The following is a 23,230-nucleotide window of genomic DNA, read 5'->3' on the forward strand; positions in this document are numbered from 1 at the left end:
ATCTCCGCCCATGTCTCCCCATCCCCCTAAAAGGGCAAAGAAGGCTGTACTTGGTTATCAATAATTTCATATCCCCATTCGGGATGCTGTTGGAGTTGCTGTTTTACCCAACTGCGTCCCAGAGGACTTTGGTAGGCTTTTTGTAGTTGTTCTAGGGAGGGTGAAGCCTCTGGTTCAGAATTGGGTTCAGATTCGGGTAAGGCGCTGGGAGTAGAAATCTGTAATAATTTCTGCATTACCTGTTCTTTGGTAATTTCTGGTCGTTGGGTGAATGAGGGGGGTAAATAGGGGGTGGTTAAGCCTTTTTTCTTGGCTTTGATGGCTTCATCGGCGAGGCGATCGCACTTTCGCAAGAACCCTTCCCAGAGATCTTGAGCGAATACCGGTTTTCTCAGGTCTGCTCGCGCTCTGGAAACCGCGACTTCTAAGGGTTCTCCCTTCTGCACGTAGTATTGAATGCGCTCTTCTTCAAAGGCAGGATAGGGTACACCGGGTTCAATTTCCCAATCTCGTTTGACCTGCTGACTCGACCCCAAGGGCATATTTTGAGTAAACTCATCCCAAAAGGGTGAAATAATGCCCTTGGTCAGTCCATCGATAATCTTAAACATGAATCCCGATGGATTTTCAAAGCCTTTTTGGGTGGCATAGTCCAGAAGTTGGCGCTGAAATACTTCTAATTGCTCTGGAGAATTCCAAGGCCCTGTAAATTGATAATGAGGGGTAACGGTAACGGCGATCGCCTGCCGTTTAACGGGAAAATAGGGGTCAGCAGGAAGAGATTTAGGAGACTCTCCACCCTGAAGCGCTGCTTCTAGCTGTTCCAGATTTAAACGCACATCCACAACCCCCTCTTTACCCAGCACTCCTAGCTCTTCTAATAATCCCTTTTGCATCAACTGTTGACGAGCGAGTTGTTGTTCTGCCTCCGTTAAACCAGTTTGAGCAGTTATATCTTGTCCACTCATTCTGATCCACTCTGGGGCGCGATCGCCCAATTGCTGCAAAATATGCCAAGCCAAAACACTGGCCACCACCCCACCCGTAGCCGCCACCAGTTGGGGATAATAAACTTTAGCCTCTCCTAAATTTCGGCAAAATTGAGCAAGATTCATCTTCTTAGCGAGGTTCAATTCTCTCGATTCAAAAATATTTTGAGTTCCAGTTATCGGCCAATTCTGATGAGTCTTCCCTATTCACTGACTTGTGCAAAACGTGGTTTATCCTTGAGTTGATCAATAGACCTTACATAATTATAACCAGGTCTGTACCCATGCTCATTCCTAAAGTCATTCGACCCCGTAACCATCCCTTTCCATTCCTGTTGTATGTGGAATGGGCACTGTTGGGATTAGCCATTCTCAACGAATTTACCCCTAGACCCTTACCCCAAAGTCAAGAATATTCTATCTTCATCATTGGGATCATCCTGAGCTTCGGCATTTTAGGGTTGAGAATTCCCACACACCCCTTGAGTCTCAAACTCACCTACGAGATTTTACAATTTGGCTTAGTCACATTAGCGGGTAGCCTGAGTATTTTTAAAGTACGGCTGTTGCCGATGCTTTATATCGTGGTGGTATTGCGAAGTTCCCTAATCTTCCCATTACGAGGCCGTTTAGTGGTAACAGCCATTTCGTTCCTCTGCTTTGTGGGGATGGCACAAATTCAAGTCCAGATGTTCAGCGATCGCCTGCCAGCCTCCTTAGTGCAGGAGATACTGCCCCAGATAACCGCGATCCGCTTAAACATCATTATTATGTTTCTGTTGCTGCTGGTGTTTTTGCTTTGGCTGATTAATGCTTTACTAGCAGAACGACAACAGCAAGATCAACTGCGAGAAGCGAATCAAAAGCTCAAGGATGCTGTTGCTCAAATTGAGAAATTAGCCATGGCTCAAGAACGCACCCGCATTGCTCAGGAGATCCATGATGCCCTCGGTCATGCGTTAACTGGACTCAATATCCAACTTGAAGGCGCTCTCAAGTTATGGGAGATTAACCCTGAGCAGTCTAAGGAATTGGTCACTCAAGCGAAGAAGATGGGTTCAATGGCGCTTAACGAAACCCGTCAAGCTGTGGCTTCATTACGAGAAGCACCCCTTCAGGAGCAGCAGGATTTATTAACGGCGATCGTTCCCTTACTCCAAGACTTTGAACAGATGACGGGTATTCTTCCTCACGTCACCTTAGATACTCCACAACTTTCCCCTCCCCTGCGTCTGATGCTCTATCGAATTGTGCAGGAGAGCCTCACTAATATTTGTAAGTATGCACAAGCCGATCGCGTCGATATCATCCTTGAACCAATAACAGAACGATTGCTAGATTCACCGTCTCCCCAGCATTACTTAGCGCTCACGGTGCAAGATAATGGTGTGGGTTTTCATCCCGAACACAACACCACAGGATTTGGCTTACAGGGAATTCGAGAACGGGCGATCGCAGCAGGAGGTACTGCCGAGTTTATCAGTGCGCCAGGACAAGGCTGTACAGTAAAGGTCTGTTTACCCATGAATAATGAGTTTGACCAACAACCCAGACCCATTTTTAATTGAAACATATGATTCATGTTTTATTGGTGGATGATCAAGCCATTTTACGGCAAGGGCTACAGGCTCTCCTCAGTTTAGAGCCAGACCTGAAGATTGTGGGACAAGCAGGCAACGGACAAGAGGCACTGAAGCAGATTCAGGGAGCGATCGCCACGCCAACTCCTGTAGATGTAGTCTTAATGGATCTGCGAATGCCAGTCATGGATGGGGTGGCAGCAACTCGCGAAATTTTCCGTCACTATCCTGATGTGAAAGTATTAGTGTTAACCACGTTTAATGATGACCAGTTGGTACAGCAAGCCGTTCAAGCGGGAGCTGCTGGCTATTTGCTCAAAGATACTCCTTCAGGGGAAGTAGCCCAAGCCATTCGCTCGGTTCATCGGGGGTATGTTCAGTTTGGCCCCGGTATCTTTGAGAAAATGAGATCCCAAGTCACACCTGCTCTAGAACCCGTGCTTCCCTCCGGTTTTGATCGGCTAACCCCACGGGAACGGGAAGTGCTGGCGTTAATTGGCAAAGGAGCCAGCAACCGAGAAATTGCCGAGCAATTATTTCTCTGTGAAGGAACCGTGAAAAACTATGTTACTAATATTCTCAGTCAGCTTAATCTTCGCGATCGCACTCAGGCTGCCCTGTTAGCCGCTTCCTTACCTTTGAGCAACCCATAAATTTAACCTCAATTTTTCCCCGTCCCTCGAAAGCGCTATATGACAAAAGTCATAGATATAACGTGACCTTTGGCTCTGTTGTTGCAGGGGCGATCGTCAATAGATTGGAATTGTCCAAGAGAATTATCGAATGACGAGGAAAACACCATGCCTTTAAACGCCATGCCGTTCAACGTTCAAACTCTAAGAAACCGGCAAAATTTTAGGAATACCCGGCTCGCTTCGCCCCATGAAATCCCACCAGAACAAAAGGAAAATATTCAGCAATTGAGGAGCGATTTACAAGGGAGTGTTGACAGCCCCCCCTCTGAGGAAAGCATCGATCAATTGCAGACGACGGTTCAGACTGCTCTAGAGGATGGTACAGTAACCCCAGAAGAGGGGAAAGCAATTGCCCAGGCTTCTGTAGAAGTGTTCGAGAGCATGGGATTAACTTCAGCAGAAATGAGAACCCTTGTCTACGATGTGCAAAATATTGCTGAAAATTCCAGATTTCCTGGTGAAGATGAGGAACTGGTGGGGACAGATAGTAGTGACTTTCTGTTGGGTAAAACCGGTTCAGATGTGCTGGTGGGCACACCTACGAATGGGCAAGGAGAAGTTGATCTACTCATCGGTGGCGGTGGTTCAGACACCTTTGTTCTTGGAGATGCCACGACTGCTTATTATGATGATGGAGAGCGATTTACAACCGGTGTCAATGACTTTGCAGCGATCGCCGACTTTAACATCGCCTATGATACCATCCAACTCCACGGAAATGAAGGCGCTTACAGCTTAGGCGCTTTACCCAACGATCTCCCCATGCAAGGGACTGCCCTCTATTACATGGCACAGGGTGAGCTTCCTGAACTGATTGCCATTGTTGCAGGGGTTGAAGTGGCAGACTTTAGTCAAGGGTTTACATTTGTCGGTTAATAGCACTACACGCTAGGGAGTAGGAAGTAGTTAGTTATCGCCCTATCCCCCCATCTCCCTATCCCCCTATTTCTATTGGAGTTAAATTGAGACGATGAAATCTTCCACTGACTTACCAGTTAAGGAAATTTTTTTACTGCCTGTTGATGAAGTTTTAAGGGTTGTCAGTGCGATCGCGACCCAGTTAGGACTCAGTGTACCACCCGTTGTTGAGATGGACTATTTGCGATCGCTCCCTCCAGATAGTTTCGGTTATGCTTGGGCGAAACATCTCGATGACCACAATCTCAAGCCATTTCTGGAAGGGCTAAGACGGCAGCAACTTCACGATGGTGTCCATGTCCTCACGGGCTATAACACTGATATCGTCGGAGAAGCTGAAGTTCAAGCGTTTCTATTGGGGGCAAAATTCCACCCCATACATATTTTGCTTCTGGGAGCGATTTTACTAGGAGTTGAGCGGCGGCGCTATCATAAACTGATTTCGGTGACTCGCTCTGAAGTCAGAGAGCGTCTGAATATGGCTTATCGTCGCGGCCAACATGCCCAGTTTGAACCCGATGCTTGGCAACCGGAAAACCTCTGGGAAACGCCCTTGGCAGATGTACAGTTGATGTTTGGACTAAGTAATGGGTAATGGGTAATGGGTAATGGGGAGAAACCGGGTTTCTAGTTTCTCTCCCCATTACCCATTATGGAGTTTGTTGCAATTCCGGCTTTTCTTCCGCCAAAATTGCCCCTTCTACGGGGCAAACTTCCAAACAAATTCCACAATCAATACAAGTGTCAAAGTCAATCCAAAACCAATCGGTTCCTTTCTTATTTTTACCAGGGCCGGGGTGAATGCAAGCCACGGGGCAAGCTTCCACACAGTCGGCAACTCCTTGACAAATATTAGTAACAATGGTATGAGGCATGGTTTTTGGTCGATCGGGTAAAGTACATCAATTGAGGGTTAAACGGCCGTAAGGGTAAGTTTCAAACCTATTCCCTCGTAGGGGTAGGTTTCAAACCTACCCCTACAACCCCTACATTTTGAAACCTACCCCTACATTAAGAAAGAGATTCTACCTGGGGATTACCTTGGGCATCCATCCAAGCAATTTGGGCAATTCGCCGCTCTTTGGCATAGTTTCTCACCTCTTCTTGGGTTTCCCACTCCAGTAAATTGACTTGGACTCGGATGCTGGGAGTTTGAGAGCGGAGGGTTTCGGCATAGGCAAAGGCAGCCCCCCAAGCTGGGCTGGTTAAGGGCACTACGAGGCACTCACTGGCAGGGATTTCTTTCGGCAGGCGATCGCCCCCTTGCAGTACCTGTTGTAGGGCTTCAATATTCAGACAAAAGCCAATACCGGGTAAGCTCTCATGTTGAGGATGATACACACCTACCAGTTGATCGTAGCGTCCCCCCTGACCTAGGATTTTAACCTCTGTGGCCTGGCGACTGGCTACTTCAAAGACAATACCACTGTAATAATCGAACGTGCGAATTAAGCTCAAATCCAGAATAATCGGTAAAGGGGGTTGATTGGGGCGACTTTCTTGGAGTAGATCGATTAAGGTTTTTAAGTTCTCTAGTTTACTCTGTTCTTCCTCTGTCAGATCCAGAGCCGTTAGTTTCTGGAAGACTTGAGCGGGTTCTCCCCGGAGGTTGAAGAGCAGTTGCGCTTTCTGCTGTAAGTCTTCAGGTAGATCGAGCTGTTGTAAAGCAATATAATCGAGATGGGCGATCGCCTCTCGGATCGGTTTTTGATATTCGGCTGGAAATGAAGACAACAGGGATTGAGTTAATCCCGCTTCTCCGATCACCCCTACCCACTGGTCTAAACTGAATTCTAAGGCTTGTAGACAATCAGCCAGTAACAATAAAATCTCACCATCAGCCGCCACACCACCAGCGCCGAGCAACTCTACCCCCGCTTGATAGAATTCCTGCTGCTGACCATAGTCTCCTTTGGGCGATCGCACAAAAACATTGGCACTATAATAAAATCGTTTGGGATTAGTTACCCGGTTAAAATACTTACGAGTTGCCGCAGTCCGAGCAATAGAGGCCGTTACTTCCGGCCTCAAACCCAACTCTTCTTGACCCTGCTGTAGTTGAATCACCGTAGAGCGATCGATCGCGCCTCCCGCCATCAATGTATCCAATCTCTCCAACGTTGAGGTAATAATCCGATGGTAACCCCAGTGATGAAACACCTGATACAGACGGTCTTCAATCCAGGTTTTTTGGGCAACGTCCAGGGGAAGCAAATCCCTAGCCCCTGGAGCAGACTGATAAACCATTACTTTTTCTTTCCACCACCAATCGTAATCCCGAATATCTTAATCCCTTGACCGGCTTTTTGATCGGTTTTACCCGTATCTTTACCTTTTTTGATCAGCGCTTCTAGTTTTTTCTTCAAGTCTAGAGCTTCTGCATGTTTGGGATCGCCTTCGAGAGCCTTGTTAATATGGACTTTCGCCATCGTTGTCTGCCCTTGTTTGAGGTAAATCATCCCCAGTAAGCTATGACAATCACTATTGCTTGGCTCTAGCTTCAGGGCATCCCGCAATTCTAGGATTGCCTTCGGGAAGTTCCCTTTTTCCGTCAGTTCCTTAGCCCGTCCATAATAGCCCTCCACTGGCGATTTTTTCTCCACTTTCGGTGGAGGCGGAGGGGCTGGGTTAGCCGGTTTGGGCGGGGGAGGAGTGGCTGCTTTCGGTTGATTAGCCGGTTTTGCCCCTGAACTTCCTGCCCGCATCAGGTAAACCATATTCAACTCGCTAATTTCCCCAGTCACCTTACTAAAATCATTTAAAGTTTGGTATTGTTGAGCCGCTAGGTCTTCCATCGCTTTTTTATACTCAACATCCACGTCCTTAGCCTGAGCCAGTTTTTTAGCCACTTCACTTTGCAAGGTTTGAGTACTATTTTGTTGGGCAGCTTGTTGGCCTTTGATCCGCAACATCACCATATATTCTTTGTATTCTTTTTCCTGGGAAAGCTTTTCATAAGCTGGGTTCACCAGTTTAGACAGGATCTGGCTGGCTTGTTTTTTTTCTTCTGGAGTTCCCGTAGAACTACTATCTGGATGGAGGTTCTTCGCAATCCGCATATAGCGCTTGCGGATTTCCCGACTATCTGCCTGGATGGGAACTCCGAGAATGGCGTGGAAGTCGGTGAAGTCAAGTTGAAACAGACCTTGATTAATGTTAAAAGACATACTCGCTGTTTGACTGTGCCAAGGGATGATTAATCATTTTAGTGTACTCTTTCCCTATTCAGCAGATTCTCGACCTTGAAAAGGAAAGGGGGAAATGGATGAGAGAACTTGGATCATGGGGTCATGTAGATGACTGTTGGTGGCTAAGATGCGACCGGTTTCTATCTTCATCGGACTGCCATCATAGGCGCTAATTTGGCCTCCCGCTTCTTGCACCAGGACTATACCAGCCGTCAGATCCCAGGGGGACAAACCTCTCTCCCAGTAGCCGTCTAAGCGTCCGCAGGCAACATAGGCAAGGTCAAGAGCGGCAGAACCGCCCCGGCGCACGCCTTGGGTAAGATGGGTGAAATGGCAGAATTCGGCATAGTTATTATCGTTGGTTTCTCGGCGATCGTAGGCAAAACCGGTGACGAGGAGGCTATCGGCTAAGGTGGGGGTAGCAGAGACGGCGATCGCCTGACGGTTCAGCGTCGCTCCTAAGCCTTGGGCGGCGCGAAAGAGTTCTTCACGGGATGGATCGAAGACCACCCCTACTTTAGGCACTCCATCGATGAATAAGCCGATGGAAACGGAGAAATTGGGATAGCCATGGGAGTAATTGGTTGTGCCATCGAGGGGATCGATCGCCCACAGATATCGACTTTGGCGATCGCCCCCTTTCCCCGACTCTTCCGCTAAAATACCATGGTCAGGAAAATGACGCTGCAAAATCTCCAAAATCACCGCCTCCGAACCCTTATCGGCTTCCGTCACGATATCCCCCGGCCGGCCTTTTTCCCGAATATCTTTTAACTTTCCTTGGTAAGACTTCACCACCGCACCTCCCGCTAAGGCAGCTTCCGTGGCAATCTCTAAATAAGTTTGTAAGTTTTCAGTCATGGGTAATCAACAGGGAATAGGGAACAGGCAGAGGGCAACTCAATCCTCTTGATAACGAAACTCGCTAGGACTCAAGCGCATCGGATTTTCCGGATTCCAAATGCCCAGCCCCAGCATCCTTGCTCTTTGTTCAGCATACTGGAGACGCTGGCTATATTGGGTATTCGGAAACCTTTCCTCAGCTAAAGCATACCCTTCTTTGACTAATTTCTCATTCATTAATTCCCCCTCATGCCAAACATAAGCCAAGATCCGCCCATATCGATCTTCAGTTTCTCCATCCAATGCTAAAGTAACTGCTTCTTGATGCAGGCGCTCTTGCAGATATTGTTTCGCCTCCATTCCCCAAGGTTCCTGTTCTTCAGAAGGGGCACTAATACCAATGAGTCTTACCCTTTGCGCGGGAGAATGATCGGTGGCGACTTCTAGAGTATTACCACTCACAATTTTTACCACCCTCACCGTTTTCCCCATGGGAGGAGAAGATTGACAACCCCACAAAACCATGCTGTAACCTAGGGCTATGAGTCCTTTAATGTTCATCCTTTCAGATCTCGATCGCCAGTAGAAAGTTATCTGGAGAAAATCAAAATCGATCTATAATAAACTCATTCAGTTCTAACCCATCTATATCGATCTATAATAAACTCATTCAGTTCTAACCCATCTATAGGATATTTTAGAGTATGGCCGTTTATGACCCCATAGCCACACAATACAAGCAATTTCGCGAACACCAGATCTACGACATCTATTTTTATGTGGAGACTTATACTTATTTTAGCCAGTTAGGAGATCTCCAAGGTAAATCCATTCTCGATCTCGGCTGCGGAGAAGGGATACATAGTCGAAATTTCAAAAAAAATGGCGCAGCACGAGTCGTTGGAGTCGATATCTCGCCCAAGATGATCGAGTTGGCTAGAGCAGAGGAAGCTGAGGAACCCCTAGGAATAGAATATATCGTTAGCGATATGTGCGAACTGGGTCAAATAGATACTTTTGATTTAGTGGGTGCAGCCTTCTCCATCAATCATGCTCAAAGCCCAGAACAATTGCGTCAAATGGGCCAAACTATCTATGACAACTTAAAACCCGGTGGCCGTTTTGTTGCCCTCAACAATAATGTTGCTTTATCTCCAGAATCCTACAATCGCCTGGAAAAATACGGATATTATAGAAATAAAGATCTTTCTGATTTTCAGGAAGGAATGGCTGTTCCTAGTTTGGCTTTTGAGGTCAATGGAGAAGAGATCGTAATTGATGACTATTACTTGAGTCAAGAAACCTATGAATGGGCATTCAAAGAGGTCGGGTTTAAAACCGTGAATTGGTATAAACCTATGATTGCTCCTGAAGGGATTGAAAAATGGGGCCAGGAGTATTGGCAAGATTTATTAGACCATCCCCCCATGCGATTAATTGAATGTCAGAAATAATCTTAGGCCAAGCCTTTGCCATTCCCTGCTAGATTTTAATCATCCTCTAAAGGTAAGCCAACTTGGACTTTTCCTTTCCCAAAATAGCGCCCAAATTGTAGTTCATAGACTTCATCTTCATCTTGGGTTTCTACTTCTAAATCGGATCTGGCATAACTAACACACAGCAGCGCATAACCTTGTTTTTGTAAGTCGGGAGAGAGTCCCATGGCTTCCGGTTGGTAAATTTCTCCTGACAGGATACGCACTGCACAGGTGGTACAAGCACCGTTGCGACAGGAAAAGGGTAAATCTACCCCTTGACTTTCGCAATTGTGGAGAATGTAGCGGTCATCGGGGACTTGTAGGGTGTGGAGTTGGTTGGTGTGACGATTATGGATTTTAATCGTGTAGGTCTGGGTCATGGTTACCGTTGAAAGCTTCATCTAGCATTGTCACATGAGTTGTACTCTCTGTGCCTCTGGGGTTAAGTCAAATTGGCGATCGCTACAAATCCCTTTTAAGGGAATATCCCACTCATCTACCGGCAGTTGCTCCATCCAAGCAAAGTCAAAGATAACACCAATGGTGGGAATATGCTGCCAATGCTCTGCACTCAGCAATCGGTCATAATAGCCACCCCCATAGCCTAAACGATATCCCTGGCGATCGCATCCCACTGCCGGAACCAAAATTAAATCTACTTCTTGGGGCTGTAACACCGGTGCATCGGGGTGAGGTTCAAAAATGCCATATTTTCCTGTTTGCAGGGCTTCTGAGGGCTTCCAGACATGCCAGCAGAGAGATTTACCCATGGTTCGAGGTAACCCCCAAAACTCCCGTTCTGCCCATAAAGCACTCAGATCCGGCTCTTGGCGATGGCTCGAATAAGCGAGAATTGTCTGGGCTTGCTGAAATAGGAGAGCGTCTTTGAGGTTTTGGCAGAGGCGATCGCTTTTCATTTTCCAGTCTTCCACAGACAGAGACTGACGAGCCACCAGTAGCTGTTTACGAAGTTGGCGCTTATCCATCAATTAAAAATTTTCATGTCGGCGACAGCCGAAAAAATTAAAAATGGGTCGTACTTCTCCCCGCGTCCCCATTCCCCTAACTCCCACCCGATGATTCAGGGAAGACTAACCGAAACAGGGCCCAAATAAATCTACTTTCATCCGGTTCTATCCCATTCACATCAATCACTTCTTTAGCTACATCAAAAGCAAAGGTTTGTTGATGAAAAGGGAGCGTGCGTAAGGCTTTGTGGGCTAACTGGAGTGCCAGGGTGGGGTCATTGGCCGCATTTTGAACATGGGAGATCGCCCGATCCAGTTCGTCATGAACCAAATCTGGAGCCACTTCCAGTCTCTTGGCCAGGCGATCGACAATCAATTGCTTTTCTTCATCATTAGCAGAACCATCAACAACGGCAGCCAGAGCAGTCAAAGTTACCACATTTTTTAAGAAAGGATTCATGACTCTATTTCCTGAAAATCTATCAAAGTGATAGGGGGATGGGGTAATTTATTCCCCCTATCCCTCATCTTTTTTTATACACTATGTTAGAAGCGATCGCGACACTACATCGCCTCTGCATGGGTGCGATACCAGTCAATCGTTCGTTTCAGTCCTTCGCGAAACTCCATATTCGCCGTAAACCCAAACCAGTCCTTTGCCCGTTGGGTGTCTAAGCATCGGCGGGGTTGACCATTGGGCTGATCGGTTTGCCAGACAATTTCGCCCTTAAAGTCCATTAACTCACAAATCAGTTCCACTAAATCGCGGATGGTGATTTCGTAACCGGTTCCTAAATTCACCGGCTCAGAGTCATTGTACTTCTGAGTGGCCATCACAATGCCCCGTGCCGCATCCGTGGAATAGAGAAACTCCCGACTGGGCGAGCCATCTCCCCAAGCGGGAAGGGTTGCATCTCCCCGTTGTTGAGCTTCATAGACTTTGCGAATTAAGGCAGGAATGACATGGGAACTGCTGGGATTAAAGTTATCTTCTGGCCCGTACAAGTTTACGGGCAAGAGGAAAATGCCATTAAACCCATATTGTTGCCGATAGGATTGGAGTTGAACCAGGAGAGCTTTTTTGGCAATGCCATAGGGGGCATTGGTTTCTTCGGGATAACCGTTCCAAAGGTCTTCTTCTTTGAAGGGAACGGGGGTAAATTTCGGATAGGCGCAGATGGTTCCCACACAAACAAACTTTTGGATACCCGCTTGGTAAGCCGCATGGATGAGTTGGGTTCCCATCATCAAGTTATCGTAGAACAGTTCTGCCGGTTTTTCCCGGTTGAGGCCGATTCCCCCCACATGGGCGGCCAGGTGGATGATGATATCTTGATTTTGGACAACTTGCTCGCAGGCAGTCATTTGGCGAAGGTCATGTTCGCGCGATCGCACAATGGTAATCTGCTCAGGATTCGCCCCTACTGCTTGAAGCTGCTCGATCACCTGACGACCGAGAAACCCCGCGCCCCCCGTGACCAAAATCCGCTTATCTTGCAATTCTATGGTGGTCATCTTTTTTGCCTCAATCTGCCTTAGTCAAATCCATTGCCCAACTGTTTGGCTTTTTGCAGAGCTTCTTGATCCGCATCGACCATTAATTTTACCAGTTCTTCAAAGGTAACGGAGGGTTCCCAACCTAGCTTTTCTTTGGCTTTACTGGGGTCACCAATGAGTAAATCCACTTCCGCAGGACGCAAATAGCGCTCATCGAACTCCACATAATCTTGCCAGGTTAAGCCTACATGGGTAAAGGCAATATCGAGAAATTCGCGAATGGAGTGGGTTTCATTCGTTGCGACTACATAATCATCCGGTTGATCTTGCTGAAGCATGAGCCACATGGCGCGTACATAGTCTTTGGCATAGCCCCAATCGCGCTTTGCGTCTAAGTTCCCCAGATAGATTTTCTTTTGCAGTCCGGCTTTAATCCGAGCAACGGCACGGGTGATTTTACGGGTGACAAAGGTTTCTCCTCGACGGGGGGATTCATGGTTAAAGAGGATGCCATTACAGGCAAAGAGATCGTAGGATTCCCGGTAGTTGATGGTTTGCCAATGGGCATAGACTTTAGCGCAGGAGTAGGGACTACGGGGATAGAAGGGAGTGGTTTCTTTTTGCGGCACTTCTTGGACTTTGCCAAACATCTCCGACGATCCGGCTTGATAGAATCTGACCTGATTGCCGGTACGATGTTGGTAATCGCGAATGGCTTCTAAGAGTCGTAGGGTTCCCATGGCGACGGTATCAACCGTATATTCGGGGGAGTCGAAGCTGACGCGCACATGGGATTGAGCGCCTAAGTTGTAAACTTCATGGGGTTGGACTTCTTCTAAGATTCGGCGTAGGGTTGTGCCATCGGTGAGATCGCCGTAGTGGAGGAAAAATCGGGCTTGATCTTCATGGGGATCGATGTAAATATGATCGATGCGATCGGTGTTGAAGCTAGAACTGCGGCGAATGATTCCATGGACTTCATACCCCTTTTCGAGTAAGAATTCACTCAGATAGGAACCATCTTGACCGGTAATTCCTGTAATCAGCGATCGCTTACGTTGTGTCATCGGTAATCTTCCTTGCGTCGTATAAATTAGAGTTTAATCGTACCTGATGCCGACCCTAAAACCTATGAGCATTCAGAAAATGCCCAATCTAGCTTAACATCTAGTCCTTGGGTCTTAGGCGATCTCATATCAATTAAAAATTAAAAATTAAAAATGGGTATGGGTTGAGGACAATTGCCTCTAGCGACGCTTTCATGTCCGCTTGCGGAAATACAGGATTTACAGGGCTACCTTATCCAAATAGATAGGGAGTCCAGGTTTTTCCTGAACTCCCCTACTGTTATGCATTTGTTGTGGATCTAGCCTAGGTTAGTAAGCTCCATTTCCTTTGGGGAAAATGACTACTCCAATGGTTTTGATCACAATCCAGAGATCCATCCAAAAGTTCTTGAAATTCACATAATACAGGTCAATTTGAATTCTCCGAGGGTAGGGAATATCATTACGTCCTGATACCTGCCACAGCCCCGTGATTCCCGGTTTTATGGTTAAAACTTTGTCAATATGTTTACCATACTTATGCAGTTCTTCCGGAACCAGGGGACGGGGGCCGACCACACTCATATCTCCCTTGAGTACATTCCAGAATTGGGGAAATTCATCTAAGCTAGTGACTCGGAGAAACTTACCAATCCAGGTTATACGCGGATCGTGTTTTAGCTTAAAGTTAGTCTCAAACTCTTCTCGCATCTGGGGAGAAGCGGCCATCATCTCGGAGAGAACCTGATCCGCATTGGGAATCATGGTTCTAAATTTAATACACTTAAACAATTTGTAGTCTTTTCCCACGCGCTCTTGTATGTAAAATACAGATCCTTGAGAACTCAGTATAATTAACAGAGTTAAAACCAGATAAACCGGGGAAAACAAGACGAGAACAGCCAGCGAGAAGATGATATCGAAGGCTCGTTTGAAAAACTCTCCGTTGAGACTGATGGATAGACCTTGATGCCTAGCTCTAAATCGTTGAGGACGAAATCCGCGCTTGACATAGATCCGAGCAGTCTTGCCAGAGATAAATTGACTCTCAGCAGTCATCGTACTCCTCTATTTCACACCACACACACCTAATCATAAAGCCACTGACCCCTAATCAGAAGAATTTGATTCCAATTAATTCTGAACTCAGGGATTGGGGCCGGGAAAGTTTTGCCCATCAGAACTGTTGTAAGTCTTGATAAGCCCGTTTGAGTAGATCACTATAACGCTCTTCAAACACTTTGGGGTGAAACTGGGTAGAATGGCGACGGATTTGTTCGGGGTTAAAAGGCGATCGCCCCAATGCCTCAAACTGTTCCACGGCTTCCACCAAGGATTCTGGGGTTTGTTGGGGGAATAATAACCCGGTTGCGCCTTCTGGGTGAGTCCGAAAATCACGAATTGTTTCTAAAGCGCCTCCTTCTCCATAGGCAATGACGGGAGTGCCACAGGCTTGTGCTTCAACAATAGCCATGCCAAAATCTTCGCAAGCTGCATAAACGAAGGCTTTGGCCTCACTCATATATTGATTGACCACCTCATCCGGTTGAAAACCGAGAAACTGAATATTGGATTTAGCTATGGCCTCGAGTTCCTCTCGTTGAGATCCTGTACCAATGACCACCAGATGCCGACCCAACTGGTTAAAGGCCTCCACCATCAGCCGGACTTGTTTGTAGCTCACCAAACGGCAGACGGTGAGGTAAAAATCCTGTTTTTTGGCTTGAAACGGAAAGCGATCGATATCAATGGGAGGGTAAATCACTTCCGCTTGACGGCGATAGCACCGCCAAATTCGCCTGGCAGTGTGCTTGGAGTTGGCAATGAACCGATCTACCCGATTGGCGGATATCACGTCCCACAGCCTCATTTTGTGGAGGATATAGCGACTGGCCCAACCCGGTATACCCTGCCCCAATTTGCTCTGTTTCAGATAGTCGAAGGTTAAATCCCAGGCATAGCGCATGGGGGTATGGCAATAGCATAGGTGCAGTTGTCCGGGACGGGTGAGGACTCCTTTGGCGACTGCATGGGAAGAGGAGAGGATAATATCATACTCGCCTAAATCGAGTTGTTCGATCGCCAAGGGCAGCAGAGGCAGATAGTTTTGCACTCCTCGACGGGCAAAGGGAAAGTGCTGTAAAAATGTGGTTCCAATTTGGCGCTGATAGAGATAACTTTCGGGGTTCGTGGATTCAAAGTCAATTAGGGCATATAGATCTGCGTCAATGTGTTTGAGAATTTCTTTAACCACCAGTTCAGATCCACCTGTGGCTAAGGGGGTTAACCATTCATGGACAAGGGCATATGTGAGTTCGGGCATGTTGAAGGAAAGGCAAGAGGCAATAGGCAATAGACGTTAATTCCCTAAATATAAGCTTTCAAAACCTCACAAGTCGCCTGTCCAGTGCGAGACCAACTAAATTCTGCGGCTCTTTTGAGACTCCCTTGATGCAGATCTTCTCGTGCTTGTGGGTTTTGAATGAGGGTTTCCATGGCAGATGTGATTTCTGGGACTTGGTAGGGATCGACTAAAAGTGCGGCATCGGCGGTAATTTCGGGAAGGGATGAGCAGTTAGAGGTAATGATGGGAGTCCCGCAAGCCATGGCTTCGAGGACGGGTAAGCCAAAGCCTTCCCAGAGACTGGGGAAAATGAGGGCGATCGCCTGATTCATGAGTATAGGCAGTTCTTTTACTGACACATAGTCGATCAATTTAACCCGATCGCTTAATCCCAATTCGTTCATCTGAGCGATCAAACTGGGGGTATAGCGGCGATCGTTGGGCCCGACTAACCACAACTGATAGTCTTGATTTTGGCTCAGTTTCCCAAATGCCTCAATGACTCGATGCAGATTCTTATAGGTTGCATGGCGACCGACATAGAGAAAATAGTTAGAAGTCGGTAAATTTAATGGCTTAAACTGCTCTTGATTGTAGCCTAGCAAAATGGGGGTGATGCGATCGGATTTGATGGAAAACCAATCCATAATATCATTGGCGGTTGCTTGGGAATTGCAGAGAATATGAGTCGCCTGATTGAGAACCTGTGGTAGATAATACTGGTAATATAGGGTGAGGGGCGATCGCCGTTCTGGAAACCGCAACGGAATCAGATCGTGAACCATCACCACAAACCGACATCCCTGCAACAACGGCGCTTCCGGTAGAGGAGAAAACAGTAAATCCCCTTGCAGCTTGCGATAAATTTTAGGTAACCTAAATTGAGTCCAGAGCAACCGTTTCAGATGTCCCTTAGCCCCCTGTTCCGGCGTTTGTCCCCCTGGAATTGGATAATGGGAATATCCCTCTAACTTCCGCGCACTTAACAGAATTGGATGTAAGGAAGTCAGATAGGGTAAAATATTCAGAGCATAGGTGCTAATTCCCGTCGGTTTGTTCATTAGCACAGCTAAGTTAATTAAAAGGCGATCGTTCATTAGATCAACAACGATAAAGATTTACAGAATTTGTTATGATTCAACCGCAGATCAAAAATCTCTATTACATCACTCACATTAATAATATACCGTCTATTTTAGAAAACGGCATATTGTCCCATCAACAACTTTTAGATTCCCAGGTTGAATTCACCCCTATTTATGATGAGAACATTGTTAACCATCGTCAACATCGATTAAGATCGGATACTAACACTTTATGGAATTATGCCAATCTTTACTTTCAACCCCGAAATCCGATGATGTATCGAGTTACTAAAGAAAGATCTGTAAACGATATTGCAATTATTTCCATCAAGCCCCAAGTTCTAGAAGAACCAGGAATTATTATTACAGATGGAAATGCAGCCCATAGCCAAACTCAATTCTACTCTTTACATGAAGGATTGAAAAAATTAAAAGACAATTGGAAAATGCTTCAAAATGAATGGTGGAAGGATACAGATGGATCAAAGCGAATTATCATGTCTGAGTGTTTGATTTCCAAACAAGTACAACCAACGCTCATTGATTCTATTTTTGTGCCAACAGATGAAGTTCTAGAAAAGATTTATGCATTAATTCCTAAAATTAATATGCCAGTAATAAAAGAAAGTAATTTATTTTTTCAGCCGAATAATAAATTTCGTGTCTCTAGTAATATTTCTCTTGTCGATGGAGATATGTTTTTTTCCAATATGCAAACTTTAACTATTAGTGTAAATTTACAAGGCGTAATGGGTAAAGGATTAGCTTCTAGAGCTAAATACCAATTTCCTGATGTTTATGTGAGATATCAAGATGCTTGCAAGACTAAACAAATAACCGCCACAAAACCTTATCTCTATAGGCGAGAAGCTTCCTTAGATGAAGAGCTTGCTGATTTAGGGACTCCCTTAAATACTTCCAACTCTGTCAAGTGGTTTTTACTCTTTGCCACGAAACGACACTGGAGAGAGAATTCTAGGATAGAGGATATTGAAGCAGGGTTAACTTGGATTAGAAATAATGCCGTTAAAGAGGAAATTAAATCTCTAGCTATCCCTGCATTAGGTTGTGGATTAGGAAAACTGGAATGGTCACAAGTTGGCCCTTTGATGTGTCGCTATTTATGCGATATTGGTATTCATGTAGTGATTTATTTGCCGCGCGAACAGCCAGTCGATCCTAAATTCTTAACTCCTAATTTTTTACTTAACGGTTAATAATAGAGGTGAATTATAATGACATTTTTGTACAAACATACCCAAATTGGGACAATTATTCTCGTTCTCTTAGCTGCTCTTCTGCCTTTAGTCTTTTTCTACCTTTCCAAAGGCTTGGTGGGGATGGCAGCGAGTATTTTGATCGGTATTTTAGTAATTACGGTTTTGTTTAGTACGTTAACGGTGACGATTACCGCAGAGCAACTTAAATGTTCCTTCGGGGTGGGTTTGATTCACAAAAGTTTTCCCTTGTCTAGCATAACTGATGCTGCAATGGTTAAAAATCCTTGGTATTATGGTTGGGGGATTCGCCTGACTCCTAGGGGATGGATGTTTAATGTTTCGGGGTTGGATGCGGTGGAGATTGAGTTGAATTCTCAGTCCTATTTTCGCATTGGCACGGATGAACCGCAAGTTTTGAAATCAGCGATTGATGAGGCAAGAAAGCGTTAAACTCGATCCCTAATCTTTTGATTGCAAAAATTGCTTTAATCCTTGCCAACGTCCTTGGTAGCCATCGGGGTTTTGTTTAATCCAATCGGCGATCATTTTTAGGCTCAGATATCCTAAGTTTAAGAGTAAGGCTAAAGGGGTTCCATGTTGCTGTAAGAAGTAGAGTTTGCTATAGGTGGCGTGGTGGAGTTTGGCTTTGAGGTTGCGATCGCTCGTAGCAGAGACTTGATGAGTGACTAAAATGGCTTCAGTCACGGCAATAGAGTATCCTTGCTGAAAATAGCGCTCGCATAGATCGTTATCTTCATAGTAGAGGAAGTAATGGCGATCGAATTGGGGACAAGAGGAAAATTGAGCTAAATTGAGAATCAGGCTACATCCAGATACCCAGCGAGAGGGGATGATTTTAGCGGTGGGGTTTTCTAAGGGGGAAATGGGGTGTTGATGGGGGAGCGATCCCAGCCAGGGGTTGAATTTTCCTTGGGTAAACCAAGGGTTACCTTGGGTGTCTTGAATTTGAGTGCCTAAAATGGCTAAGTGGGGATGCTCTTGAAAGCAGGTTTGAATGTAGTCAATGGCAACATCGGCTAGGGTGGTATCGGGATTGATTAACCATACTAAGCTATGAGGATCGCGTTCATAGATCCAAGTTAATCCTAAATTGCAACCGCCCCCAAAGCCTAAGTTTTCGGGAGCAGTGAGTAGGGTTAAGTTGGGATGGGTTGCGCTGTGAGGTTGCAGGGTTCGATCGCCTGGAGAGTTGTTGACGATGATGATTTTGAGCTTGGCTAGATTTCGGTCTGGAATGGACTTAAGCAGAGCGAGAATTAAGTCAGTAGAGTAATAGTTAACGATTAACAGGTATAGCATTTTAGGGGAATGCAAGCATCTTGCTCGCTTGTTAGTTCTAGCGAGCAAGATGCTCGCACTCCTTGCTTTGACCGTCCAGTTAAGGAAACTGGCGATCGCGCACCTCCTGACTAAAGGTTTTCACCGCATCGGTAATACTTCCCTGGAGATTCATATAGACTTTAGCAAAAGGCGGTTGCCAACTGGAGAGTCCTAAAACATCGCTGGTGACTAAGACTTGGCCATCACAATGAGGCCCAGAACCAATGCCAATAGTCGGTATAGGAACAGTTTCAGTAATTTTTTGGGCGAGATCGTGAGTCATGTTTTCTAGGATAATGGTAAAAGCTCCCGCTTCTGCAAGGGCGATCGCCTCCTGTAATATCCTTTCCCCTTCCGCTTGTTCCTTTCCCTGTCTGCGATACCCTTGTCGATGAACAGACTGGGGCGTTACCCCCACATGGCCCACCACCGGAATCCCACTTAAACTTAAACGATGGACAACCTCGATCATTTCCGGATAGCCCCCTTCTAGTTTCACAGCCCCCGCTTGAGTTTCCTTCAAGACTCGACCGGCCGATCTGAGGGCCTGAATGGGGCCTTCTTGATAGCTCATAAAGGGCAGATCGCAGACAACCAAAGCCTCTTTTACTCCTCGACAGACGGCTTGGGTATGGTAAATCATCTGATCTAAGGTGACGGGTAAGGTAGTGGGATGACCTAGGGCCACCATTGCCAGAGAATCTCCTACTAAAATTAAATCAACCCCAGCCCGATCCAGCAATTGGGCAAACGGATAATCCCAGGCCGTGAGCATCACCAGGGGATGACCTTGACGTTTCCGTTTCACCAATTGGCTGATTGCGATCGCCATTTATGATTACCCTTATGTCACAATTAAAGAAAGAAACCCTGGGCAAGTCTATGGAGTTTTCCCAGAAGCCCTTCTTATTTTAGAAGTTTTTGCCCTTTCTGGAAAAACCCCTCGGCTCTCTTGCCCCCAATTCTAAAGAGATTCTTAACTTTCCAGCAATATCCTGTAATTTTCCGGGGAAGTGCTGTAGTTAGCGATTAAAGACGCTTCAGTGCTGACACGGTGAATGTGAGATCTCCAGGGTTAGCAGGGTTTATGCGCTTCAGTTGTCTTTCTTTTGCTCGGTGGAAATCTACTATGTTTGACTTCTTACCTTTATCTTCAACTTTATGCCGACGGTGTATGGCGATCGCCACTATTTCGTCCCTAGTTGGTTTATCCTTAAACGTCGATCTCTCTCCCACATTGGCCCAATCCTCTTCAGAAGGTGAACAAATGGTCTATGTTCCCCAACTGCAAGAGTTGCAAATACAAGACTGGGAAGACCCCCCTCCGGGTCTCCCCGGCCGTCGCGGTGCTGCGGGGAGTCGGACAAGCTGCACCATGAAAGCAGAGATAGACGGAGACTATCAAGCTTTAAGCTCTATTGTGCCCATTCATGCTTTTGGTCTCACCACTCAAGCTTCTCCCAAACTTTATTTCTATGTTCCTCCTAATCAAGTCGATGTGGCTGAGTTTGTTTTGGAGGATGAAACGGGTAATCAGGTGGTTCAAGTAGAGTTGGCCCTTAATCAACAGTCTGGAATAGTCGCAGTTAATCTTGCTGACTTCCCCAATGCACCCACTTTGGATGTTAACCGGGTTTATGTTGGCTATTTTCAATTGAACTGCAATGGACAGTTGGTAGATTATGTGAGTACAGGGATCAAACGGATTCCCCTGGAGAGAACTCAACAAGCGGAATTAGCAGCAGGGGCGATCGCCGATAAAATCAGATTCTATGCCCAAAACGGAATCTGGTACGACCTCCTACAAACCCTCATTGAATCCGATCCCCATGACTCTAGTCTTCCCCTGAATTTGAGTACCCTCTTTACGGCTGAGAAAATTGAACTTCAACATCTGCTCCCCGTGATTAACCCTTCCCGGCCAAGAGTCCTCAGCTTAAGTCCATCCATGGATTAATCCCTCTAAACATAAACGTATACTTATGCATCAGCTCTCCTCACCCAGTTAATTCCTATGGAAGAATGAGTATTTTTCTAGATCCAGTGAGGTAGATAGAGTTTTGTTTAAAATTTTGTAACTTTAGCTACGGTTTTACTGGAAATCAGTTATCCTAAAAGAAAGCTCTTAAATCTACCTTATCGAAAGTAAAAAAAATGTTTACCATGAACAAAAAACGCCAACAACTCCAACAAGCAGCCCAAGCTCATAAAGAAAATCTACGCAAAAACCTACAACATAGATTAGAGGTGGCTCGTACTAAAGGTGATGTATCTCTAGTCCGTCAGCTAGAAGCTGAAGCCGACTATCTAGGTTAAAGGTCGCAAAACTCAATCTAACCCACAACACTTGTAGCTTTTAGGGGCGCTTCCTGTCATTTGGAGATCGGGAAGCGCCCCTTTAGCTGTTCTCTAAATAATGCTCCCTAGGGCTGTGCGATCGCCAGTCCTCAGCGATACAATAAACCATTAGCTATCAAGACTCTGCCCCTTTGCAAGCGTGAAGTCCCAAACCCATGCATTTGCCCCACTTCCGAGAAACCCAGCATCCCCTAATTAAGTCCCTGACTCACTACAGCGATCAAGAATTGCTCACCTTATTTCAGCGTCATCCAGAGTCAGGGCGCTACTTCACAGCCATCTTTTGTCGGTATAACCCCATTGTTTATACGCTCATTTCCCATTCAGCGCGATCGCCCGTACAAGCCGATTATCTCTTTGCTTGCACTTGGCGGCATATCTATTATGAACTCGGAGGACTCCATTTACGCTCTGACCAGACTCAACCGGGCGATCCTCCCCTAACCTTACAAAATGCGCTGATTAACTTCACCGCTTTCTGTATAAACAAGATGGAGCTGCCCCCGGTTGAATCGATTTATTACAATCTTAAAGACTGTTCTCCCCCGCTCTGGTGTTATGTAGAGCAAGCAATGGATCAATTAGAACCGGTTTTGCGGTTAATGATTCTACTCTCTCAGACCTTTCACTGGAGTGAAACCCGGATCGCGGCCTATTTACAAGCTGAAGGTGAACCCATTTCTCCTTTTAGCGTCAAAACCCAATTACAACAAGCACTCGCTTCCCTAGAAGCTGCTTTACCCAACGATATCCGCTCTATCTACTTAAACGATCAATCTTCAGGAGTTTCTGATGAATCCTTCTCGCCTAACCTTTCACATACCCCTGAACCTATACAAAGTTTCTAGAATAACCGCTTACAGTCCCCTGGAGTTTACCCCCCTATTTTGGCTCATGATGATCGGATTACTCCTACCCTATTATGGTAGTCTTCCTTTAGGGTTGCCGGGTCGTCCCGTTTTTCAGTCTGTGGAGGAACAACTTCGGGACAGTTTACCCCTGCGTTGTCATATGCAGGCGATCGCCGGTGATCGAGAGCAATCCTCTGATGCTTAACTCCTACTTATGCTAGGGCAAAATTTCCTAAAATACCGATTCTGAATGCATGAGCGCTATGCCATCCGTATGGCTCAAGTCCAAGATCTTAAAGGTCTCAGCGATCTTTTAGCAGAGTGTTTCCACACTTTCCCAGGGTGGAAAGTCTGGTTTCGTTGGTTAACTCTTCTGATTCGCTGGGGGATTTATGAAGATCTAAAACAACGATGGCGCACAGCCTCTCCCTACTATAGCTGTTGGGTGGCTGTATACCCAACACAGCCTCAAAATGGGGGAGGCACTAGACAAGAGCAGGAGCGGTTAGCAGGAATGGTCGAAGTTTCATTGCGGTCTTGGTCAGATTGGAATCAATTTACACAATATCCTTACATTTCTAACTTAGCGGTTAAGCCGGAAGATCGTCATCAAGGGTTGGCTCAAGAGCTGCTCGATCATTGTGAAAAAACGGCGTTGAAATGGGGATGTGAAGAAATTTATCTTCATGTTTTGGAGAATAATCATCCTGCGCGGTGTCTCTACTATAAGGTGGGTTATCGTCTGCAACAGGTAGAACTCAGTTGGAGTAGTCTGCTGCTGGGAAAACCGAAGCGTCTCTTTTTGCAAAAACGTCTCTAAGCGGTGAGT

General features: G+C 46.1%; 28 protein-coding genes. 12 read left to right on the plus strand and 16 right to left on the minus strand.

The window, feature by feature from the left end; translation table 11 throughout:
- Positions 1–26 precede the first annotated feature (26 nt).
- Positions 27–1,115 carry a hypothetical protein gene (locus AC3FZD_RS09860; RefSeq protein WP_488739960.1) on the minus strand — a complete coding sequence of 363 codons (1,089 nt, stop codon included), beginning with the start codon at positions 1,113–1,115 and terminating at the stop codon, positions 27–29.
- Between the two features lie 158 nt (positions 1,116–1,273).
- On the opposite strand from AC3FZD_RS09860, the gene AC3FZD_RS09865 reads away from it, so the two are divergent.
- The 4 genes from AC3FZD_RS09865 (at position 1,274) to AC3FZD_RS09880 (ending at position 4,777) form a co-directional block, all read left to right on the plus strand.
- The gene (locus tag AC3FZD_RS09865) at positions 1,274–2,557 is read left to right on the plus strand and encodes a sensor histidine kinase (RefSeq protein WP_488739961.1); all 1,284 of its coding nucleotides are present in this window, start codon (positions 1,274–1,276) and stop codon (positions 2,555–2,557) included.
- Positions 2,558–2,562: 5 nt separating this feature from the next.
- Positions 2,563–3,222 carry a response regulator transcription factor gene (locus tag AC3FZD_RS09870; RefSeq protein ID WP_488739962.1) on the plus strand — a complete coding sequence of 220 codons (660 nt, stop codon included), beginning with the start codon at positions 2,563–2,565 and terminating at the stop codon, positions 3,220–3,222.
- A 147-nt stretch (positions 3,223–3,369) separates the two neighbouring features.
- Complete coding sequence (locus tag AC3FZD_RS09875; protein WP_488739963.1) at positions 3,370–4,140, plus strand: hypothetical protein; 771 nt, start codon at positions 3,370–3,372, stop codon at positions 4,138–4,140.
- Positions 4,141–4,234: 94 nt separating this feature from the next.
- Positions 4,235–4,777, plus strand: coding sequence for a hypothetical protein (locus AC3FZD_RS09880; protein ID WP_488739964.1), 543 nt, complete (start codon positions 4,235–4,237; stop codon positions 4,775–4,777).
- 55 nt (positions 4,778–4,832) lie between these two features.
- Here the strand turns inward: AC3FZD_RS09880 and AC3FZD_RS09885 are convergent, their stop codons facing one another.
- The 5 genes from AC3FZD_RS09885 to AC3FZD_RS09905 form a co-directional block, all read right to left on the minus strand.
- On the minus strand, positions 4,833–5,057 hold the full coding sequence (locus tag AC3FZD_RS09885; protein WP_488739965.1) for a ferredoxin family protein: 225 nt from the start codon (positions 5,055–5,057) through the stop codon (positions 4,833–4,835).
- Positions 5,058–5,193: 136 nt separating this feature from the next.
- Positions 5,194–6,429, minus strand: a complete 1,236-nt coding sequence (locus tag AC3FZD_RS09890) for an ATP phosphoribosyltransferase regulatory subunit (RefSeq protein ID WP_488739966.1) — start codon at positions 6,427–6,429, stop codon at positions 5,194–5,196.
- Positions 6,429–7,349, minus strand: a complete 921-nt coding sequence (locus AC3FZD_RS09895; protein WP_488739967.1) for a J domain-containing protein — start codon at positions 7,347–7,349, stop codon at positions 6,429–6,431. Before AC3FZD_RS09895 ends, AC3FZD_RS09890 begins: the two co-directional genes overlap by 1 nt.
- Positions 7,350–7,403: 54 nt before the next feature.
- Positions 7,404–8,231, minus strand: coding sequence for an inositol monophosphatase family protein (locus AC3FZD_RS09900; protein WP_488739968.1), 828 nt, complete (start codon positions 8,229–8,231; stop codon positions 7,404–7,406).
- Positions 8,232–8,270: 39 nt separating this feature from the next.
- On the minus strand, positions 8,271–8,774 hold the full coding sequence (locus AC3FZD_RS09905; RefSeq protein ID WP_488739969.1) for a thermonuclease family protein: 504 nt from the start codon (positions 8,772–8,774) through the stop codon (positions 8,271–8,273).
- Positions 8,775–8,917: 143 nt separating this feature from the next.
- Between AC3FZD_RS09905 and AC3FZD_RS09910 the strand changes: the two genes are divergently transcribed.
- On the plus strand, positions 8,918–9,667 hold the full coding sequence (locus AC3FZD_RS09910; RefSeq protein WP_488739970.1) for a class I SAM-dependent methyltransferase: 750 nt from the start codon (positions 8,918–8,920) through the stop codon (positions 9,665–9,667).
- A 35-nt stretch (positions 9,668–9,702) separates the two neighbouring features.
- On the opposite strand, the gene AC3FZD_RS09915 is transcribed toward AC3FZD_RS09910, so the two are convergent.
- The 8 genes from AC3FZD_RS09915 to AC3FZD_RS09950 all read right to left on the minus strand — a co-directional run bounded on the left by AC3FZD_RS09915 (position 9,703) and on the right by AC3FZD_RS09950 (position 16,643).
- Positions 9,703–10,071, minus strand: a complete 369-nt coding sequence (locus tag AC3FZD_RS09915) for a 2Fe-2S iron-sulfur cluster-binding protein (RefSeq protein ID WP_488739971.1) — start codon at positions 10,069–10,071, stop codon at positions 9,703–9,705.
- A 30-nt stretch (positions 10,072–10,101) separates the two neighbouring features.
- Positions 10,102–10,677, minus strand: a complete 576-nt coding sequence (locus AC3FZD_RS09920; protein WP_488739972.1) for a 5-formyltetrahydrofolate cyclo-ligase — start codon at positions 10,675–10,677, stop codon at positions 10,102–10,104.
- A gap of 76 nt (positions 10,678–10,753) precedes the next feature.
- Positions 10,754–11,119: a tellurite resistance TerB family protein gene (locus AC3FZD_RS09925; protein ID WP_488739973.1), complete on the minus strand. Its 366-nt coding sequence runs from the start codon at positions 11,117–11,119 to the stop codon at positions 10,754–10,756.
- Positions 11,120–11,223: 104 nt separating this feature from the next.
- A complete protein-coding gene (locus AC3FZD_RS09930; protein ID WP_488739974.1) occupies positions 11,224–12,174 on the minus strand; it encodes a GDP-L-fucose synthase family protein in 951 nt (316 codons plus the stop codon).
- Between the two features lie 20 nt (positions 12,175–12,194).
- The gene (gene gmd / locus AC3FZD_RS09935; protein WP_488739975.1) at positions 12,195–13,223 is read right to left on the minus strand and encodes a GDP-mannose 4,6-dehydratase; all 1,029 of its coding nucleotides are present in this window, start codon (positions 13,221–13,223) and stop codon (positions 12,195–12,197) included.
- A 309-nt stretch (positions 13,224–13,532) separates the two neighbouring features.
- On the minus strand, positions 13,533–14,261 hold the full coding sequence (locus AC3FZD_RS09940) for an undecaprenyl-phosphate galactose phosphotransferase family protein (RefSeq protein WP_488739976.1): 729 nt from the start codon (positions 14,259–14,261) through the stop codon (positions 13,533–13,535).
- A 118-nt stretch (positions 14,262–14,379) separates the two neighbouring features.
- The gene (locus AC3FZD_RS09945; RefSeq protein WP_488739977.1) at positions 14,380–15,525 is read right to left on the minus strand and encodes a glycosyltransferase; all 1,146 of its coding nucleotides are present in this window, start codon (positions 15,523–15,525) and stop codon (positions 14,380–14,382) included.
- Between the two features lie 44 nt (positions 15,526–15,569).
- Positions 15,570–16,643 (minus strand): glycosyltransferase family 4 protein, encoded by a 1,074-nt coding sequence (locus AC3FZD_RS09950; protein WP_488739978.1) that lies wholly within the window; start codon positions 16,641–16,643, stop codon positions 15,570–15,572.
- A 35-nt stretch (positions 16,644–16,678) separates the two neighbouring features.
- Between AC3FZD_RS09950 and AC3FZD_RS09955 the strand changes: the two genes are divergently transcribed.
- Together AC3FZD_RS09955 and AC3FZD_RS09960 are read left to right on the plus strand one after the other, a co-directional pair.
- Positions 16,679–17,848, plus strand: coding sequence for a DarT ssDNA thymidine ADP-ribosyltransferase family protein (locus AC3FZD_RS09955; RefSeq protein ID WP_488739979.1), 1,170 nt, complete (start codon positions 16,679–16,681; stop codon positions 17,846–17,848).
- 18 nt (positions 17,849–17,866) lie between these two features.
- Positions 17,867–18,301: a hypothetical protein gene (locus tag AC3FZD_RS09960; RefSeq protein ID WP_488739980.1), complete on the plus strand. Its 435-nt coding sequence runs from the start codon at positions 17,867–17,869 to the stop codon at positions 18,299–18,301.
- A gap of 9 nt (positions 18,302–18,310) precedes the next feature.
- On the opposite strand, the gene AC3FZD_RS09965 is transcribed toward AC3FZD_RS09960, so the two are convergent.
- Both AC3FZD_RS09965 and panB read right to left on the minus strand, forming a co-directional pair.
- Positions 18,311–19,171, minus strand: coding sequence for a glycosyltransferase family 2 protein (locus AC3FZD_RS09965; RefSeq protein WP_488739981.1), 861 nt, complete (start codon positions 19,169–19,171; stop codon positions 18,311–18,313).
- Positions 19,172–19,250: 79 nt separating this feature from the next.
- The gene (panB, locus tag AC3FZD_RS09970; protein WP_488739982.1) at positions 19,251–20,024 is read right to left on the minus strand and encodes a 3-methyl-2-oxobutanoate hydroxymethyltransferase; all 774 of its coding nucleotides are present in this window, start codon (positions 20,022–20,024) and stop codon (positions 19,251–19,253) included.
- A 297-nt stretch (positions 20,025–20,321) separates the two neighbouring features.
- On the opposite strand from panB, the gene AC3FZD_RS09975 reads away from it, so the two are divergent.
- From AC3FZD_RS09975 to AC3FZD_RS09995, 5 genes are all read left to right on the plus strand, one after another.
- Positions 20,322–21,149 (plus strand): DUF928 domain-containing protein, encoded by an 828-nt coding sequence (locus tag AC3FZD_RS09975; protein ID WP_488739983.1) that lies wholly within the window; start codon positions 20,322–20,324, stop codon positions 21,147–21,149.
- Between the two features lie 206 nt (positions 21,150–21,355).
- Positions 21,356–21,508, plus strand: coding sequence for an arginine synthesis PII-interacting regulator PirA (gene pirA / locus AC3FZD_RS09980; RefSeq protein ID WP_488740312.1), 153 nt, complete (start codon positions 21,356–21,358; stop codon positions 21,506–21,508).
- Between the two features lie 197 nt (positions 21,509–21,705).
- Positions 21,706–22,398: an RNA polymerase sigma factor gene (locus AC3FZD_RS09985; protein ID WP_488739984.1), complete on the plus strand. Its 693-nt coding sequence runs from the start codon at positions 21,706–21,708 to the stop codon at positions 22,396–22,398.
- A gap of 46 nt (positions 22,399–22,444) precedes the next feature.
- Positions 22,445–22,606: a hypothetical protein gene (locus AC3FZD_RS09990; RefSeq protein ID WP_488739985.1), complete on the plus strand. Its 162-nt coding sequence runs from the start codon at positions 22,445–22,447 to the stop codon at positions 22,604–22,606.
- Between the two features lie 45 nt (positions 22,607–22,651).
- Positions 22,652–23,221, plus strand: a complete 570-nt coding sequence (locus tag AC3FZD_RS09995) for a GNAT family N-acetyltransferase (RefSeq protein ID WP_488739986.1) — start codon at positions 22,652–22,654, stop codon at positions 23,219–23,221.
- Positions 23,222–23,230: the final 9 nt, after the last annotated feature.

The sequence above is a fragment of the Roseofilum sp. KMC-1 genome (assembly GCF_057802075.1).